This window comes from Gilliamella sp. Choc4-2, assembly GCF_001690355.1.
Lineage (GTDB): Bacteria > Pseudomonadota > Gammaproteobacteria > Enterobacterales > Orbaceae > Gilliamella > Gilliamella apicola_A.
Genome location: NZ_LZHG01000018.1, coordinates 32142 through 47111, shown reverse-complemented (window position 1 = coordinate 47111; position 14970 = coordinate 32142). Strand labels below are relative to the sequence as shown.

Genomic DNA, 14970 nt, shown 5'->3' with positions numbered 1-14970 from the left:
ACTCATTTATTATTTTTCATAATAGACATCTATTGTGATTATTTTGCTTCAATTGGCTTTGATTGCCTTAAAAAATCAATGCCTGTCATACTATTTTCTTCTTCAATATATTGTTGCGCTGCTTTATTTAAAATTAAGATACTAATACGGCGATTGGCGTCATTACTATAATTTGGATTGTTTAAGCCAACAGTATCAGCAAGTGCGATAATGCGAATAATTTTACCTGAATCTAATCCACCAGCAATCAGCTCTCTTCTTGATGAATTGGCTCTATCAGCTGATAATTCCCAATTACTATAACCACGGTCCCCTGTTATATATTGACGCTCATCAGTATGACCAGACAAAGTGATTTTATTGGGTAATGAATTGATAATAGGTGCCAATGCACGCAAAATTTCTCGCATATTGGGATCAATAGCTGCGCTACCGATATCAAACATTGGTTTATCATCTGAGGCTAAAATTTGAATACGTAGTCCCATTTCAGTTAATTCAATAATTAAATTAGGTGCTAGCTTTTTTAGGCGTGGATCTATTTCAAATATCTCGAAGATTTTACGGGCTGTTTCAATTAACTCTATCTGTTCAAGATGTTTTTTTTCCAATTCATATTGCTCCTCTAGGTGAGCAATATCATTTCTTTCTTCACCAAGTTGTTGAGTAACATCCTTACCACCACCAGGAATAGGGCTTTCACTGTCACTAATATTGTTACCACCATTTTGCCCCAGAATTAATGGCGTTCTAAAGTATTCAGCTATACCTTGTAACTGTTGTGGGGTTGAGTTGGCTATTAACCACATTACTAAAAACAACGCCATCATGGCTGTCATAAAGTCAGCATAAGCGATTTTCCAAGAGCCACCATGATGCCCTTCACCATGTCCCGACTTTTTTCGAGTTATAATTCTTATTGAGCTATTTTTCATTGTTAATTATTTTGATTTTGGTTGGTATTCTTATCTTTAACTTCTTGAATATATTTTTCTAATTCAAAGAAAGATGGACGCTCATCAGAAAATATCATTTTCCGTCCAAATTCAATACAAATTTGTGGAGCATAATCATGCATGCTTGCAATCAATATAACTTTGGCGCACTCAAGTATTTTGACTGAGTCAGCATTTCGTTGCTTTAATAAAGCCGCCAAAGGAGAAATAAAACCATAAGCAAGTAAAATACCCAAAAACGTTCCAACCATAGCGTGTGCTATTAACTCACCTAGCTCACTTGCTGGTCTATCCGCTTGAGCAAGGGTATTAATTACGCCCATAACAGCGGCAACAATACCAAATGCAGGCAACCCATCACCAATACTCGAAATGGCACTAACTGGTTTTTCTAATTCATGCACAAAAGTTTCAATTTCTTCACTCATTAGTGCTTCAATTTCATACACATCCATATTGCCACTAATTATCAACCGAAAATAATCTGTTATAAAATCTAAGATTCGAGAATTGGCTAAAATAAGTGGATACTGTTTAAATAGTTCACTTTCCTGAGGGTTATCTATATCAGTTTCAATGGATAATGAACCATTTTGGCGAATCTTAGTCAAAATAGTGTACATTAGATTAATTAATGTTAAATAAAGCGTTTTATTAAAACTCGAAGGTTTAAATAATTGTTTTAAGGCGTTAAGTGTAGTTTTTATTACTTTTTTTTCATTACTGACAATAAAGGCTCCGATAGCCGATCCCCCAATAATAAGAAATTCTAACGGCTGAAAAAGGACCGCTAAATAACCACCACTTAGCACATAGCCAAGTAAAGCAGAGGCGACAACAACAATATATCCTATAATAATTAGCATTGGCTTTCTTATTTCTCCATAAAATAACAATAAATAGGTTTTTATTCCTAAAATTTATTTAACTTGCTACCTGCTTTGCAAACGCTGTATTAAAACTATTAGGAATGGATAGTACCTGCAAACATTTAGCGTGATTATCTTTATGTGTCTTATGATTTTTTTCTGCTCTAGATGGTGGTTGACATAAGCTACATACAAAACTATTGTGTGGATGATAAGCATGAGTAATAAAACGCCCCTTGCATTCTTTACAGCAAGATTGTTGCATTACTTTACTTTCAACAAATTTGACTAAAATCCAAGCCCGAGTTAGCCCTAACACGGGCTCTTCATTGTGAGCAAATGGGCATTGTTCTAAATAAAGCTGGTAAGCTTTTAAAATCGTGTGGATACCTGGTTTTGTGCCATGCTTCACTAAAAAATGATAAGCATTATAAAAAATACTAGAATGAATATTTGGTTCCCATGTCATAAACCACGTGGTTGAAAAAGGTAATAAACCTTTAGGTGGTGGGCAACCTTGAATTTCTTTATACAATTTAATCAATTTTCCACGGCTTAAATTTGTTTCACTTTCAAGCATTTGGATTCTTGCACCCAGTGAAATTAAACGAATGGCTAATTGTACCTCTTTATATTTTTGAACAATACTTGTACATCTCATTCTATTTACCTACCTACTTATTGATTGAGTCTAATAGTAAACTAGATAAAAGAATCCCTGTATGCATCTGTTTAATATCGCTAACACGAGAGTCTTCAGTTAGTTTTTTAATCATTTCTGAATTTTCAAATCGTAATTGAAAATTTAATTGATTTGTTTCAGATAAAACTAACATTTGCGACGCAGTTAAATTACTAAGTATGTCAGCAGTTTCTTCATCAATACCTAATCGATACATCCCCATAACTTTATCTTTCTCAAGCATCCGTTGGCTTAACAGCAATGTTGAAAGATTCAAATGATGTATACATTTAAGAATATCGTTCTCTAGTATGTTACCCAATTTAATCACCAATCTTAGTTATCTTTAGTTCGCATTAAAAAAACAAAAACAGCAAAAATACAACATTAACTGTTTTTTTATATATAAAGTTACATTTTTAAACGAAAAAGGTCAATAAAAAAATCATTTCAATTTATTTTCGTTTAATTACACTTTATTTTACGCTGTTTAATTTTATTTTTCTATGGCTTCACTTTACTTTGTATTCTTTTTATCGCTTGGCTATGTAATTGGCTTACCCTAGACTCACTAATATCCATTACTTTTCCAATCTCTTTTAAATTGAGTTCCTCTTGATAATAAAGCGCTAAAATCATTTTTTCTTTTTCAGGCAAGTTTTCAATTTGTTGGGTTATTTGATCGCAAATTTCTTCATTGATAACAGACAAAAAAGGATCTTGATCCTCGCCATGATCAATAATAGCATCAATACTATCCCCCAATTTTTTCTGCATCTCATCATAAGAGCAAATCTGGCTACAATTTGAATCCAACAAAGCCTTGCGATATTCATAAATCGACAATTGTAAATATTCAGCGATTTGATAATCGCTTGGTGTGGTACCTAACCTTTGCTCTAATTCATTAATAGCACAGGTAATATCTTTAATTTGTTTTCGAGTTTGCCTTGATAACCAATCTCGACTCCGAAGTTCATCTAACATGGCGCCTTTTATTCTTGGTATAGCAAAAGTTGCAAAAGTATTGCCTTGCGAAGCATCATAACGCTTGATGGTATCTAATAAGCCGATATAACCGACTTGCAGTAAATCATCCAACTCTACTGTTGTGGGTAAACGAACGGCAAGTTTTAATGCTTCATTACGAACTAAATGGACATATTGTTGCCAATCGGTTTGATTCACTACACCTTGCGAGTTATATAAACTATCACCCATTTTTTTTAACCCATTTTAAAAAAATGCTTAATAATATTATGACGATAAGATGATAATTTAATGACAGGAATAAAGGGATAAAAATTGGGTAATTACAATTATTAGCCATAACAGCATTAAAAATGCCGTTATGGCTAAATTACATAATTGAAGTGATCAAAGAATCAGATAGATAAATTCTTACAACAATAAAAATTACTGTAACAAAGAAAGAACAGATTGTGGCACTTGATTCGCTTGTGCTAATACAGAAGTACCTGCTTGCTGTAAAATTTGACCTCGAGTCATGTTTGATACTTCTGTTGCGTAATCAGCATCTTCAATACGGCTACGCGCAGAACTTAAGTTATTTACAGTATTATTTATATTAGTTACAGTTGACTCGAAACGGTTTTGTACCGCACCAAGCTGCCCACGTAATGCATCGATTTTTGATAACGCAGCATCAATAGTTTTTAATGGATCGGCTGTTGGTGTATCAGATACGTTAAATGCATTTAAACCAAGTTCAGTACTATCAATTTTTTTCAAATTGATTTCAATGGTTTCACCATCGTTTGCACCTACTTGGATTTTAAGTGTTTTATCTTCAGACAATACTTTTGAACCATTAAAATCAGTTTGTTTAGAAACGCGATCGATCTCATCTAAACGTTGATCGATTTCATTTTGAATTGATACTAAATCACTTTCAGAGTTGGTTCCATTTGCCGCTTGTACGGTTAATTCACGGATACGTTGTACGTTATTATTGATTTCATTTAGCGCACCCTCAGTAGTTTGCGCAAGTGAAATACCATCATTTGCATTACGAGCAGCTTGAGTTAACCCTTTAATATTTGATGAAAATCGGTTAGCGATTGCTTGACCTGCTGCATCGTCTTTTGCGCTATTAATACGCATACCAGATGAAAGACGTTCAATAGAAGTACTAAGAACGCTTTGTGAATTGTTAAGGTTATTTCTTGCCATTAAAGACATAGTATTAGTATTAATTACTTGTGCCATTTTTATCTCCTTTAATTTAATTTTTTAAATCAACGACATATTGAAAAATATGTTCAATATTTTTGCTGATAAATAATTTATCGGTAACAAAATAAGAAACTTTAATATTTTTAATAATTATCTTTTTTAAAAGCGCTATTTTAGTCATAAAAACAACCAATATTTATAAATAAATCATTTTGTTAATGTCGTTTTTAAACAATCTACTTAATGATGCTTTTTCATTCAAAAAATAAAAATATTTCTATGTATTAAATAAATCTTGAGATGATGGCTAAATTTTTGGAAAAACTGGTCGATATAAGGTGCATTAATTAAATAATTGTTATAGGAAGAATAAATCATGGCAATGAGCGCATTAGGAATTGGCTCTGGAATTGATCTTAATGGTATTTTAGACCAATTAGAAGCAGCTGAAAAAACACGTCTAACGCCAATTACAACGCAACAAAAATCCATTAATGCAAAAATTAGTGGTTTTGGTAAATTAAAAAGTGCGCTAACAACATTTAATAGTGCAACACAAAAACTTCAGAAAAAAGAGCTTTTTCAAAGTAGAACCGCGACAGGTGGTAATGACAATTATTTTTCAGTGAAAGTAAACAGCAAAGCAGTGTTAGGTAATTATGCTATTAACATTGATCAGTTAGCAACGTCTCATGGCATAGCAACTTCGCCACTCAATGATAAAAACGCTAAATTAGGTAATGATAATCAAACTCGAACTATCACTATTGAACAAGCAAATGGTCAAACACTTAATGTCACTTTATCTCAAGATGAGACATCATTAGAAGCAATAGCCAATGCGATTAACAATGCCCAAATGACTAATGAAGATGGCACAACAAGTCCGTCAACAATGAATTCAACCATTGTTCGTTCAGGAGCAGATGGCTATCAATTAGTCATTACATCGAAAGAAACAGGTGAACAACAAAGTATTACGTCTATTTCATCAGACGATGAAACCTTAAATAATATTATTGGATTTGATATTAATCAGCCTAACAATACCCACATGACAGAAGTGACAAAAGCGCAAGATGCTAAATTTTCGTTTAATGGCATTGCTATAACTAGTGGCTCTAATACTGTCAAAGATGTCATTAGTGGCGTTGATATTACGTTAAAAGAAACCACAACAACTAGCCAAAACCTTGCTATAACCGCTGATAATGAAAAACCTGAAGAAGCTATTAAAGAATGGGTAGAGGCATTTAATCAATTACAAACAACGATATCAACGTTAACAAAATTCACCATGAATGATACAAATTCAGACGAATTAAATAACGATAATGGACCACTTATTGGAGATTCAACCTTACGTAATATTGATCAAAGTATCCGCACAATATTTGCTAAAGGGCAGCCTGGTGAACTTTCTGTTCTAGCACAAATCGGCATTAACATGGATAAAGATGGCACCTTAAAGATTAACGAAAATGAACTAAAAAAAGCACTTAATGAAAATAGTGATGCGGTGGCAATACTATTTACAGGTGATGATAACGCAACTGGACTTGCCAATGAACTTTTTGAAAAAGTAAGCGGATTTATTGATAATGATGGCATGATTGATTCAGCAACTAATGGGTTAAATTCCACTTTAAAATCATTAGATAAACGTCACGAACAGGTAAGCAATTCCATCGAACAAACTATTGAGCGTTATCGCGTTCAATTTACCAAATTGGATATTTTAATTAATGAGTTAGATAGCATGAGTAATTATTTAACAACCCAATTTGACATGATGGCAAACTCGAAGAAATAAGGAAATAAAATGTATACAGGTGGATCACAAGCTTATAAACAAGTGAATTTAGAAACGCGTGTTAGCCAAGCATCACCTCATCAGTTAATTGTATTACTATTTGATGAGGCTCTTAACGCAATTAAACTAGCTAGTTTGTATATTCAAAAAGGTCATATTGCTGGCAAAGGTACTGCAATTTCGAAAGCGATTAATATTATTGATAATGGGCTTAAAAGCTGCCTAGATTTCGAAAAAGGTGGTGAAATTGCTGAAAATTTAGATCGCTTATATCACTATATTAGCCAACAATTATTACTGGCTAATTTGCATAATGATCAAGAAAAATTGCAAACTTGTTTTGATTTGCTCAACAATATTGCTGAGTCTTGGCGTGAGATTGCTAAATAAAATAGGATAATTATGCAAGGAAATAACTTATTAGAACAATATGAACAATTTAATTATATTGTTGAACAAATGTTAATTAATGCCCAAAGTGAAGATTGGGATTTATTAACCACTTGGCAAGAAAAATACCAACAGTTATCAGAAAACCTAATGAAAACAGGAATGCTAGAGAAAACAGAGATGTTCCCCGCTCAGCATCGAGACATGATAGCCATGTATATAAAAAATATCTTAAGTTATCAACAACAACTAATACAATTACTCAGCGCACGTCATAGGCAGTTAGGTACATTGATAGGAACAAATATCAGCCACCAAACGAAAATTGCCAATTATCAACAAATAGCACAATTAATTTAAAATAAATAAACCATATTAAAAATATACTAAAACCATAACTTATTTATTAATAAGTTATGGTTTACTAGCGATGAAATCAATTAAATATTCATATTCATAATTTCTTGATAAGCTGCAACCAATTTATTACGGACTTGAATACCAAACTGCAATGAAACCGATGATTTTTGCATATCGACCATGACTTCATTTAATGCAACATTAGGATCCCCCATTTCAAACGCTTGCGCTTTTTGATTTGCCTGCATTTGAGCTTGGCTTATTTTATTTAATGCATTTTTTAGTTCACCCAAAAAATGGTTATCTGCTGATATTGGTTGTTTTTGTGGAAAATTCGTGATTTGGTTTAGTTTTATTGGTGTAATACCATTAAAATCGTTCAAAATATTCATTAATATAAAAACTACTTGTATTTGTTTTGGTCAACATAGCAAGCAATTTAACATACAACTAAAAATCTAAAACCTTTAAGTAAGGGGAAAAGACTTTGCTTTTTTAACTATTGATTTTTTTAAATACACAGATAATAGACCCTAGAATTAATCTAATTAGTTTAGCGTTAGGATTTTTATGGCTGGCCAGACTGTCGGTACTAAAGACGAATCAATAGTAAATAAACTACCTTTTATCAACAAACTAAAGCAAAATCGAAAGATGCTACTTCTTATTGTAAGTGTAGTTATTCTATCGATTATCTGTTTAGCTTATTTATGGATAAAAGATGAGTCTTATGGCGTTTTATTCAGTAATTTAAATGATAAAGATGGTGGAGAAATTATTAGCCAACTTGATAAAATGAATATACCTTATAAATTTTCATCATCGGGCACAACTATCTTAATTCCTGACGACAAAATTTATGATACCCGCTTGCGTATTGCACAACAAGGATTACCTAAAGGTGGTGCGGTAGGTTTTGAATTGCTTGATAAAGAAACCTTTGGTATGAGCCAATTCAATGAACAAATTAATTACCAACGAGCATTAGAAGGTGAGTTATCAAGAACAATTTCAATCATTAGCAGCATTAATGACGCTCGTGTACATATAGCAATACCCAAACCTTCGTTATTTGTTAGGGAACGAAAACCCCCTTCTGCGTCAGTCGCTATAACATTATTACCAGGTCGCAGCTTATCACAAGGTCAAATCGATGCCATTATCCATTTGATTTCAAGTAGTGTACCTGAATTACAGGCAGATAAAGTAACCATTATCGACCAGCATGGTCATTTATTAACAGGCGATAGCTACCAAGGCAGAAATGCGAATGTTGCTCAATTAGAATTTAATGAAAGAATTGAAAATAATGTCCGAGAACGTGTTGAAAAAATTATTATTCCGATTTTAGGGAAAAAAAATGTCATGGTACAAGTCAATGCTGATATTGACTTTAGCCGACAAGAATCAACATCAGAAATATATGACCCTAATAGTGATATCGCAAATCAAACAATTCGTAGTAAACAACAAGTTGAAAATCGCCAATTAGCTAATCATACTAATATTGGTGGCGTACCTGGTGCATTATCTAATCAACCTGTACCCATACCAAGCGCACCAATTGATGGAAAAACAGAATCAGCAGAATCGGAAGACAATAAAAAATCCTATAATTTACAATCAAATAATACATTTAATTTTGAAGTAAACAGGCAAGTTGTTCATAGCAAAATCCCTGAAGGGCGAATTAAACGCTTATCCGTTGCGGTGTTAGTAAATTATAAATTTATAACAACGGAAGCTGAGGGTAAAGATGATAATGAAGAACAATCAGATGAAGATAAAACAACAGAAAAATGGGTCAAACTTGATAGTGATGAACTAAAAAATATTGAAGCATTAGCACGTCAAGCCATGGGCTTTTCTGAAGTACGCGGTGATACATTAACCGTCGCTAATTTAAAATTTACTGACCAAATATCAGAAGAAAACGAAAGCTTAGCCTTTTGGCAAACTCAAGAATTTTATGATATGACCAAATCAGGCATTAAATATCTGATCTTTATTTTCATTGCTTGGATACTATGGCGCAAAGTTTTACGTGGTATTTGGCTGAAGTTACAACGCCAACTATTTATCACTAGCGAAAAAACATCCGATTCACAATCAAGCGTAAGTGATGAAAAATTAGATTATAAAGCGCACAGCAAACAGCAACAAAAAATATTTGAAGATAATATGCATCAGCAACAATATATTCGAAAAATTGTTGAAAAAGATCCTCGTGTAATGGCTTTAATTATTCGTGATTGGATAAACAAGGAGGATATAGAATAATGAATTTAAGCGAATTGCAAAAAGCTGCCACTGTTTTAATGGTATTAGGTGAAGAGCTTGCTGCACAAGTCATGCAATACTTAAACACTAAAGAAGTACAACAGATTAGTAGTGCCATGATGTCACTACCGCAACTTTCACAGGAACAATTAAAAAGTATCCTTAATGAGTGTCAAAAAACCCTCGAAGAATGTGCCGTATTAAATACCGATACCAACGGTTATTTACGTTCTGTACTTGAAAGATCACTTGGAGCCGAAAAAGCAGATCGTTTAATCGATGAATTGTTAGAAACGGATCGAGAAGAAGCAACTGACGGGCTTGAAATGCTTAATTTTGTCGATGCTGCTCGAGCAGTTGATCTAATTAAAAAAGAGCATCCACAAATTATTGCCACTATTTTAGTTCACTTAAATCGCGATTTAGCAGCCGAAATTCTGAACTTATTTGATGATGAATTACGTAATGATGTTATGTTACGTATTGCAACTTTTGGTGGCGTGGAACCGTCAGCACTCAAAGTATTATCGACTTCTTTATCAACGTTATTACATGGTCAAAATATCAAACTAAGCAATATGGGTGGAATACGTACCGCAGCAGAAATTATTAACTTAATGAAATCACAGCAAGAAGAGTTAGTTATCAATGCATTGCGCGATTATAACAGTGAGCTTGCACAAAAAATTATTGATGAAATGTTCTTATTTGAAAATCTGGTGGAAGTTGATGATAGAAGTATCCAACGCCTACTTAAAGACATTGATAACGAAACGCTTATTATTGCATTAAAAGGTGCATCAACGGCATTACGCGACAAGCTATTAAGCAATATGTCACAACGTGCAGCATCTATTTTACGTGAAGATCTAGAAAACAGACCGCCTGTGCGATTATCTCAAGTTGAAACCGAACAGAAGAAAATCTTGGTTATTGCGCGTCGTTTAGCCGAAAGTGGTGAAGTTATCTTAAGTAGCGGTGATGATGAGTATGTTTAATCGATCAGATAAATCAGACTGGAAACCTTTGATTTTCAAGAATTTATCTATATCAACGCCATCACAAACAGATGAACAAATTAGCATTGAAACCATTGATGACAGTGAACCTGAATCAAATTCAATGGAAACAAAGAGCACTGAAAAAATAACACAAGAAGTCTTAGAGCAGCTAAAACAAGAGACAATAACACAAGCATATCAGGAAGGGTTTAAGGCTGGTAAAACCGAAGGTTTTGATGAGGGAAAACAAGCTGGTTATAAACAAGGATACCTTCTTGGGCAACAAGAAGGTCGTGAACACATTGAGCAACAACTTAATGATGAAAAAATAAAGACTGTGCAGGCAATGTGCGAATTAATTAATAACTTTCAGCAATCAATTAATGATATTGATGAATTAATTGTCCCAAAATTGTTTGATTTAGCATTAGCTGCTGCACAAAAAACCGTTGGTACGATTTCCAAAGTAAAACAAAAGCAATTAATGCACACCTTAAACACGTTTATTGAGCAAAGACCGATTTTTTCTCAACCTATTTCACTGCATCTCAATCCAACAGATTTGCAATGGTTAGAACCAATATTTAATGATGAAAAAAAACAATATCACTGGGAATTAGTTGCTGATCCTAATATTGAAATTGGTGGATGTAAAATTTTTAGCGATAACAATGAAATTGATGCCAGTACTACTCATCATTGGCAAATGATGGCTGACTGTTTACACAAGGATACACATTAACGTGAATTACGCATCTTTATGGGCTAATAAAATTAGTCAAGCAACACAGCAACTTCAATCCTTATCTTTAATACGACAATATGGACGTTTAGTAAAAGCATCAGGATTAGTCCTTGAAGCAGTCGGATTACAACTACCTTTAGGTTCTAATTGTTTTGTTGAGCGGCAATCTCATGATCAAATCGACGCAGTAGAATGTGAAGTTGTTGGATTTAATACACAAACACTTTATTTAATGCCTTTTGAATCGACTGATGGCATTTTATTAGGTGCAAGAGTTTATACCTCTCAATATGATTTAACACATTTTAGTCATAAATTATTACCCGTTGGTATGGCGTTATTAGGTCGAGTTATTGATGCTATGGGTAAACCATTAGATGGAAAACCCTTACCCGCTCATATCGAATATGCTGGTTTATCAAGCAAATCGCTTAATCCATTAAAACGCACCCCCATTCATCAAGTACTTGATGTCGGTGTACGAGCAATCAATGCATTATTAACCGTAGGGCAAGGTCAACGTATGGGCTTGTTTGCAGGTTCAGGGGTTGGCAAAAGTGTCTTACTGGGTATGATGGCACGCTATACTCAAGCTGATATTATTGTGGTGGGCTTAATTGGGGAACGCGGCAGAGAAGTTAAAGATTTTATTGAAAACATTCTGGGTAAAGAAGGGTTAGCTCGTGCCGTTGTTATCGCAGCGCCAGCTGATGTATCACCATTATTACGCTTACAAGGTGCAGCATACGCCACCAGAATTGCCGAAACTTTTCGCGATCAAGGGTTTAACGTTTTACTTATTATGGACTCATTAACTCGTTATGCAATGGCACAACGGGAAATTGCCTTAGCCATAGGCGAACCACCAGCAACGAAAGGGTATCCACCTTCTGTTTTTGCAAAATTACCTGCACTGGTTGAAAAAGCCGGCAATGCAGAAAATGGCAAAGGTTCAATTACAGCATTTTATACGGTATTAACCGAAGGAGATGATCAACAAGATCCCATTGCCGACTCGGCCAGAGCTATTTTAGATGGACATATTGTTTTATCACGAACTCTTGCTGAGTCAGGTCACTACCCTGCCATTGATATTGAAGCATCAATCAGTCGGGTAATGACCGATCTTACCGCCACAGAAGATGAAAAAAAATCAAGATTATTTAAACAACTGTTTTCAAGTTTTCAACGAAACCGAGATCTAATTAATGTAGGCGCTTATGTCACCGGTACCGATCCCTTATTAGATAAAGCGATAACATTATACCCTACCATGCAAAAATTTTTACAACAGGGTATTGGTGAACATTGCTGTTATCAAGATGCTTATCAACAATTAAGTGCAATTGTTGATCCAAAATAAATCTATTAGGAAAGCACGACGATGAATAAAAACTCTTCACAACTTGCGTTTTTAACATTAAAAAAATTAGCACAAAAATCGGTAGATGATAGTTTGATCAAATTAAAAAAGGCCACTGACAATCATCAACATGCAAAATCACAACTCAATATTTTGAATAATTACTATTGTGAATATCAACAAAAATTAAGTGAAGCTTTATCAGAAGGGATTAAAGGATACGAATTGAATAATTTCAATGCATTTATTGCATCAATTGAACAAGGTATTGCAAAACAAAAAAAGCACCTATTAACTCTGGATATGAAGCAAAAACAGATAACCAATCAATTCAATCAATCCCAAAAGAATTTAAATACCTATAAAACATTATTAAATAAACAACATTATCGATACTTACAACAACAAAATCGTTTACAACAAAAGCTAACCGATGAATTTGCTCAGCAACAATTAGCAAGGAGAATATCAAATGAATATTAACCCTATTAATGATTTAAATTTAACCTCTTCTTGTCGTTCTGGAATTGTTGAAAACAATGCAATAACCAATAATAATGATTTCTTTCAACAAGTAAAACAACTTAGTGAAACACAAACAAATCAAAGTAAAGATTTTAATCAAACTAAGTTAGAAGGCGCTGATGATTGTAAAGACGAAAAAGATACTGATCTTTTAACGATAAGCTGTTACCCCATTGATATTCAGACAACCAATCAACAAATATTAACGGTTGAAAGTACGACACCAAATAACAATCAAATGTTATTGATAACAAATAATCTAAACCTTGAAGAAGTATCTGATGATAACTTATTTGATGTACAACCAGCCACATTTGAAAATGAACCGACAAAACAATTATTACTTACAATTCACCAAAGTGAAGAGTTAACCAATAAATCCATGCAAAAAACTGCTCTTCTGTCAGAATCTAACATGAAAATCGGGCATAAATTTGATCAAACGGCTGAGATAAAAACCAATATCAATCAAAAATTAATGGGCACCCAAAGTATAGCCAATAATAAGATGATAAAAGCCGATAACTGGCAAATTGAGTTTGAAGCAAGTCGAGATACTACACTAAATAGTGTCAAAGAAACGTTCTTTACAGCTGCTGCTGAAAATAAGCAAAATCAGATATTTCCTCAACCTAACATGGCACTGACTTCATTAACTGTTGATTTGCCAACACCTATGCATTCTTCAACATCTACACCTTTGCCAATAATGGGGAATATTGAAACATGGAAAACAGCATTAACAGAGAAAATTATTATTCTTAATCATCAAGATATGCAAACAGCTGAAATCAAATTACACCCGCAGGAGTTCGGCTCATTACATATTAAACTTGCCATGATTGACGATAAAATGAATCTTCAAATGATTGCAGCACACACTTATGTTAAAAATGTATTAGAATCAGCATTACCTACTTTAAGAACCTCATTAGAAGAACAAGGTATTATCCTTGAACAAACCGATATCAGTGAATTTTCAATGATGAATAATGCCGATGATCAGTCAGCAAGATATCAACAAACCCAAAATAAACAATCACCCGTAACATTATTATCGGATACTATCGAACAAAAATCTGAACAACACGATATTGAAAAAAATCAGTTAACAAAATCAGGGTTAAGCATATTTGCATAGCGAATCGGACGTAATAGATCATTATATTTTCGCTTACAAGAATAGTAAAAACGTTGAATAGGTCATATTTTTATAGCCTATTCTTCAAATCAATTCCATGAGCATAATTTATTATTTTTTTAATTTTAGCCGTTAAATTAGCGGAAAGTACTTTTACATTTTTACTGAGACAAGAATAATTATGTCAACCAATAAGAAAAAAATAAGTGTTGTAAATATAATACTTATCCTAATTACGCTGTTAGCTGTAGGTGCTTGTGGTTATCTATGGTTTCAAAATCAGCCAAAAGATACGCACCATATACAAGAAGAACAACCCGTTTTATCACCGGTTTTTCTAACTTTAAAACCATTTACGCTTTCACTACCAAAATCAGAAGATAATGCAGACATTAATAAAATTGTTTATGTTGGTATGGTATTACGTGTTGCTGATGAAAAACAAAAATCAATATTATTAGAATATTTACCTGAAGTAAGAAGTGACATATTGCTTTTAATATCAAAACAATATGTTAGTAACTTAAAACAAGAGTCAGGAAAGATCGATTTACAAGAAAAAATTAAAATGACTTTAACTCGGCAATATGATGCAAAACATTGGGTAAAAGTGGATGAAGTTTTATTTACTGATTTTATCTTAAGGTGA

17 protein-coding genes are annotated in these 14970 nt (G+C 33.4%); 10 read left to right on the top strand and 7 right to left on the bottom strand.

Annotated features, from left to right (window positions below; all coding sequences use genetic code 11):
• Positions 1 to 38 precede the first annotated feature (38 nt).
• From motB to A9G34_RS03030, 6 genes are all read right to left on the bottom strand, one after another.
• On the bottom strand, positions 39 to 935 hold the full coding sequence (motB, locus tag A9G34_RS03055; RefSeq protein WP_065568830.1) for a flagellar motor protein MotB: 897 nt from the start codon (positions 933 to 935) through the stop codon (positions 39 to 41).
• Positions 936 to 937: 2 nt separating this feature from the next.
• Positions 938 to 1822 (bottom strand): flagellar motor stator protein MotA, encoded by an 885-nt coding sequence (motA, locus tag A9G34_RS03050; RefSeq protein WP_065568829.1) that lies wholly within the window; start codon positions 1820 to 1822, stop codon positions 938 to 940.
• A gap of 58 nt (positions 1823 to 1880) precedes the next feature.
• Positions 1881 to 2486 carry a flagellar transcriptional regulator FlhC gene (gene flhC / locus A9G34_RS03045; RefSeq protein WP_051825338.1) on the bottom strand — a complete coding sequence of 202 codons (606 nt, stop codon included), beginning with the start codon at positions 2484 to 2486 and terminating at the stop codon, positions 1881 to 1883.
• Positions 2487 to 2499: 13 nt separating this feature from the next.
• The gene (flhD, locus tag A9G34_RS03040) at positions 2500 to 2838 is read right to left on the bottom strand and encodes a flagellar transcriptional regulator FlhD (protein ID WP_237745936.1); all 339 of its coding nucleotides are present in this window, start codon (positions 2836 to 2838) and stop codon (positions 2500 to 2502) included.
• Between the two features lie 173 nt (positions 2839 to 3011).
• On the bottom strand, positions 3012 to 3728 hold the full coding sequence (locus tag A9G34_RS03035) for an RNA polymerase sigma factor FliA (RefSeq protein WP_034947212.1): 717 nt from the start codon (positions 3726 to 3728) through the stop codon (positions 3012 to 3014).
• 195 nt (positions 3729 to 3923) lie between these two features.
• Positions 3924 to 4736, bottom strand: a complete 813-nt coding sequence (locus A9G34_RS03030) for a flagellin N-terminal helical domain-containing protein (protein WP_034947215.1) — start codon at positions 4734 to 4736, stop codon at positions 3924 to 3926.
• A 343-nt stretch (positions 4737 to 5079) separates the two neighbouring features.
• Here A9G34_RS03030 and fliD point away from each other — a divergent pair, with 343 nt between their 5' ends.
• Genes fliD through fliT form a run of 3 tightly spaced genes read left to right on the top strand, consistent with a single transcriptional unit; the run spans position 5080 to position 7266 of the window.
• On the top strand, positions 5080 to 6516 hold the full coding sequence (gene fliD / locus A9G34_RS03025) for a flagellar filament capping protein FliD (protein WP_081295253.1): 1437 nt from the start codon (positions 5080 to 5082) through the stop codon (positions 6514 to 6516).
• A gap of 9 nt (positions 6517 to 6525) precedes the next feature.
• On the top strand, positions 6526 to 6906 hold the full coding sequence (gene fliS / locus A9G34_RS03020; protein ID WP_034947221.1) for a flagellar export chaperone FliS: 381 nt from the start codon (positions 6526 to 6528) through the stop codon (positions 6904 to 6906).
• Between the two features lie 12 nt (positions 6907 to 6918).
• On the top strand, positions 6919 to 7266 hold the full coding sequence (gene fliT, locus A9G34_RS03015) for a flagellar protein FliT (RefSeq protein WP_034947224.1): 348 nt from the start codon (positions 6919 to 6921) through the stop codon (positions 7264 to 7266).
• Positions 7267 to 7346: 80 nt separating this feature from the next.
• Here fliT and fliE read toward each other — a convergent pair whose 3' ends face one another.
• Entirely contained in the window at positions 7347 to 7658 is a 312-nt protein-coding gene (gene fliE, locus A9G34_RS03010; protein ID WP_034947227.1) for a flagellar hook-basal body complex protein FliE, read from the bottom strand.
• A gap of 178 nt (positions 7659 to 7836) precedes the next feature.
• Between fliE and fliF the strand changes: the two genes are divergently transcribed.
• The 7 genes from fliF to A9G34_RS02975 all read left to right on the top strand — a co-directional run bounded on the left by fliF (position 7837) and on the right by A9G34_RS02975 (position 14970).
• A complete protein-coding gene (gene fliF / locus A9G34_RS03005) occupies positions 7837 to 9546 on the top strand; it encodes a flagellar basal-body MS-ring/collar protein FliF (RefSeq protein WP_065568827.1) in 1710 nt (569 codons plus the stop codon).
• Positions 9546 to 10544: a flagellar motor switch protein FliG gene (gene fliG / locus A9G34_RS03000; RefSeq protein ID WP_065568826.1), complete on the top strand. Its 999-nt coding sequence runs from the start codon at positions 9546 to 9548 to the stop codon at positions 10542 to 10544. The genes fliF and fliG overlap by 1 nt, the downstream gene beginning before the upstream one ends.
• Entirely contained in the window at positions 10537 to 11289 is a 753-nt protein-coding gene (locus A9G34_RS02995; protein ID WP_176701006.1) for a flagellar assembly protein FliH, read from the top strand. Before fliG ends, A9G34_RS02995 begins: the two co-directional genes overlap by 8 nt.
• 31 nt (positions 11290 to 11320) lie before the next feature.
• Positions 11321 to 12655 (top strand): flagellar protein export ATPase FliI, encoded by a 1335-nt coding sequence (gene fliI / locus A9G34_RS02990; protein WP_065568847.1) that lies wholly within the window; start codon positions 11321 to 11323, stop codon positions 12653 to 12655.
• A 21-nt stretch (positions 12656 to 12676) separates the two neighbouring features.
• Positions 12677 to 13138, top strand: a complete 462-nt coding sequence (gene fliJ / locus A9G34_RS02985; protein WP_065568824.1) for a flagellar export protein FliJ — start codon at positions 12677 to 12679, stop codon at positions 13136 to 13138.
• Positions 13128 to 14321, top strand: a complete 1194-nt coding sequence (locus A9G34_RS02980) for a flagellar hook-length control protein FliK (RefSeq protein ID WP_065568823.1) — start codon at positions 13128 to 13130, stop codon at positions 14319 to 14321. Before fliJ ends, A9G34_RS02980 begins: the two co-directional genes overlap by 11 nt.
• A gap of 181 nt (positions 14322 to 14502) precedes the next feature.
• On the top strand, positions 14503 to 14970 hold the full coding sequence (locus tag A9G34_RS02975; protein ID WP_034947244.1) for a flagellar basal body-associated FliL family protein: 468 nt from the start codon (positions 14503 to 14505) through the stop codon (positions 14968 to 14970).

Coding starts and splice junctions, on each gene's coding strand:
- motB (WP_065568830.1), bottom strand. CDS start 935: ATGAAAAATAGCTCAATAAGAATTATAACTCGAAAAAAGTCGGGACAT.
- motA (WP_065568829.1), bottom strand. CDS start 1,822: ATGCTAATTATTATAGGATATATTGTTGTTGTCGCCTCTGCTTTACTT.
- flhC (WP_051825338.1), bottom strand. CDS start 2,486: ATGAGATGTACAAGTATTGTTCAAAAATATAAAGAGGTACAATTAGCC.
- A9G34_RS03035 (WP_034947212.1), bottom strand. CDS start 3,728: ATGGGTGATAGTTTATATAACTCGCAAGGTGTAGTGAATCAAACCGAT.
- A9G34_RS03030 (WP_034947215.1), bottom strand. CDS start 4,736: ATGGCACAAGTAATTAATACTAATACTATGTCTTTAATGGCAAGAAAT.
- fliD (WP_081295253.1), top strand. CDS start 5,080: ATGGCAATGAGCGCATTAGGAATTGGCTCTGGAATTGATCTTAATGGT.
- fliS (WP_034947221.1), top strand. CDS start 6,526: ATGTATACAGGTGGATCACAAGCTTATAAACAAGTGAATTTAGAAACG.
- fliT (WP_034947224.1), top strand. CDS start 6,919: ATGCAAGGAAATAACTTATTAGAACAATATGAACAATTTAATTATATT.
- fliE (WP_034947227.1), bottom strand. CDS start 7,658: ATGAATATTTTGAACGATTTTAATGGTATTACACCAATAAAACTAAAC.
- fliF (WP_065568827.1), top strand. CDS start 7,837: ATGGCTGGCCAGACTGTCGGTACTAAAGACGAATCAATAGTAAATAAA.
- fliG (WP_065568826.1), top strand. CDS start 9,546: ATGAATTTAAGCGAATTGCAAAAAGCTGCCACTGTTTTAATGGTATTA.
- A9G34_RS02995 (WP_176701006.1), top strand. CDS start 10,537: ATGTTTAATCGATCAGATAAATCAGACTGGAAACCTTTGATTTTCAAG.
- fliJ (WP_065568824.1), top strand. CDS start 12,677: ATGAATAAAAACTCTTCACAACTTGCGTTTTTAACATTAAAAAAATTA.
- A9G34_RS02980 (WP_065568823.1), top strand. CDS start 13,128: ATGAATATTAACCCTATTAATGATTTAAATTTAACCTCTTCTTGTCGT.
- A9G34_RS02975 (WP_034947244.1), top strand. CDS start 14,503: ATGTCAACCAATAAGAAAAAAATAAGTGTTGTAAATATAATACTTATC.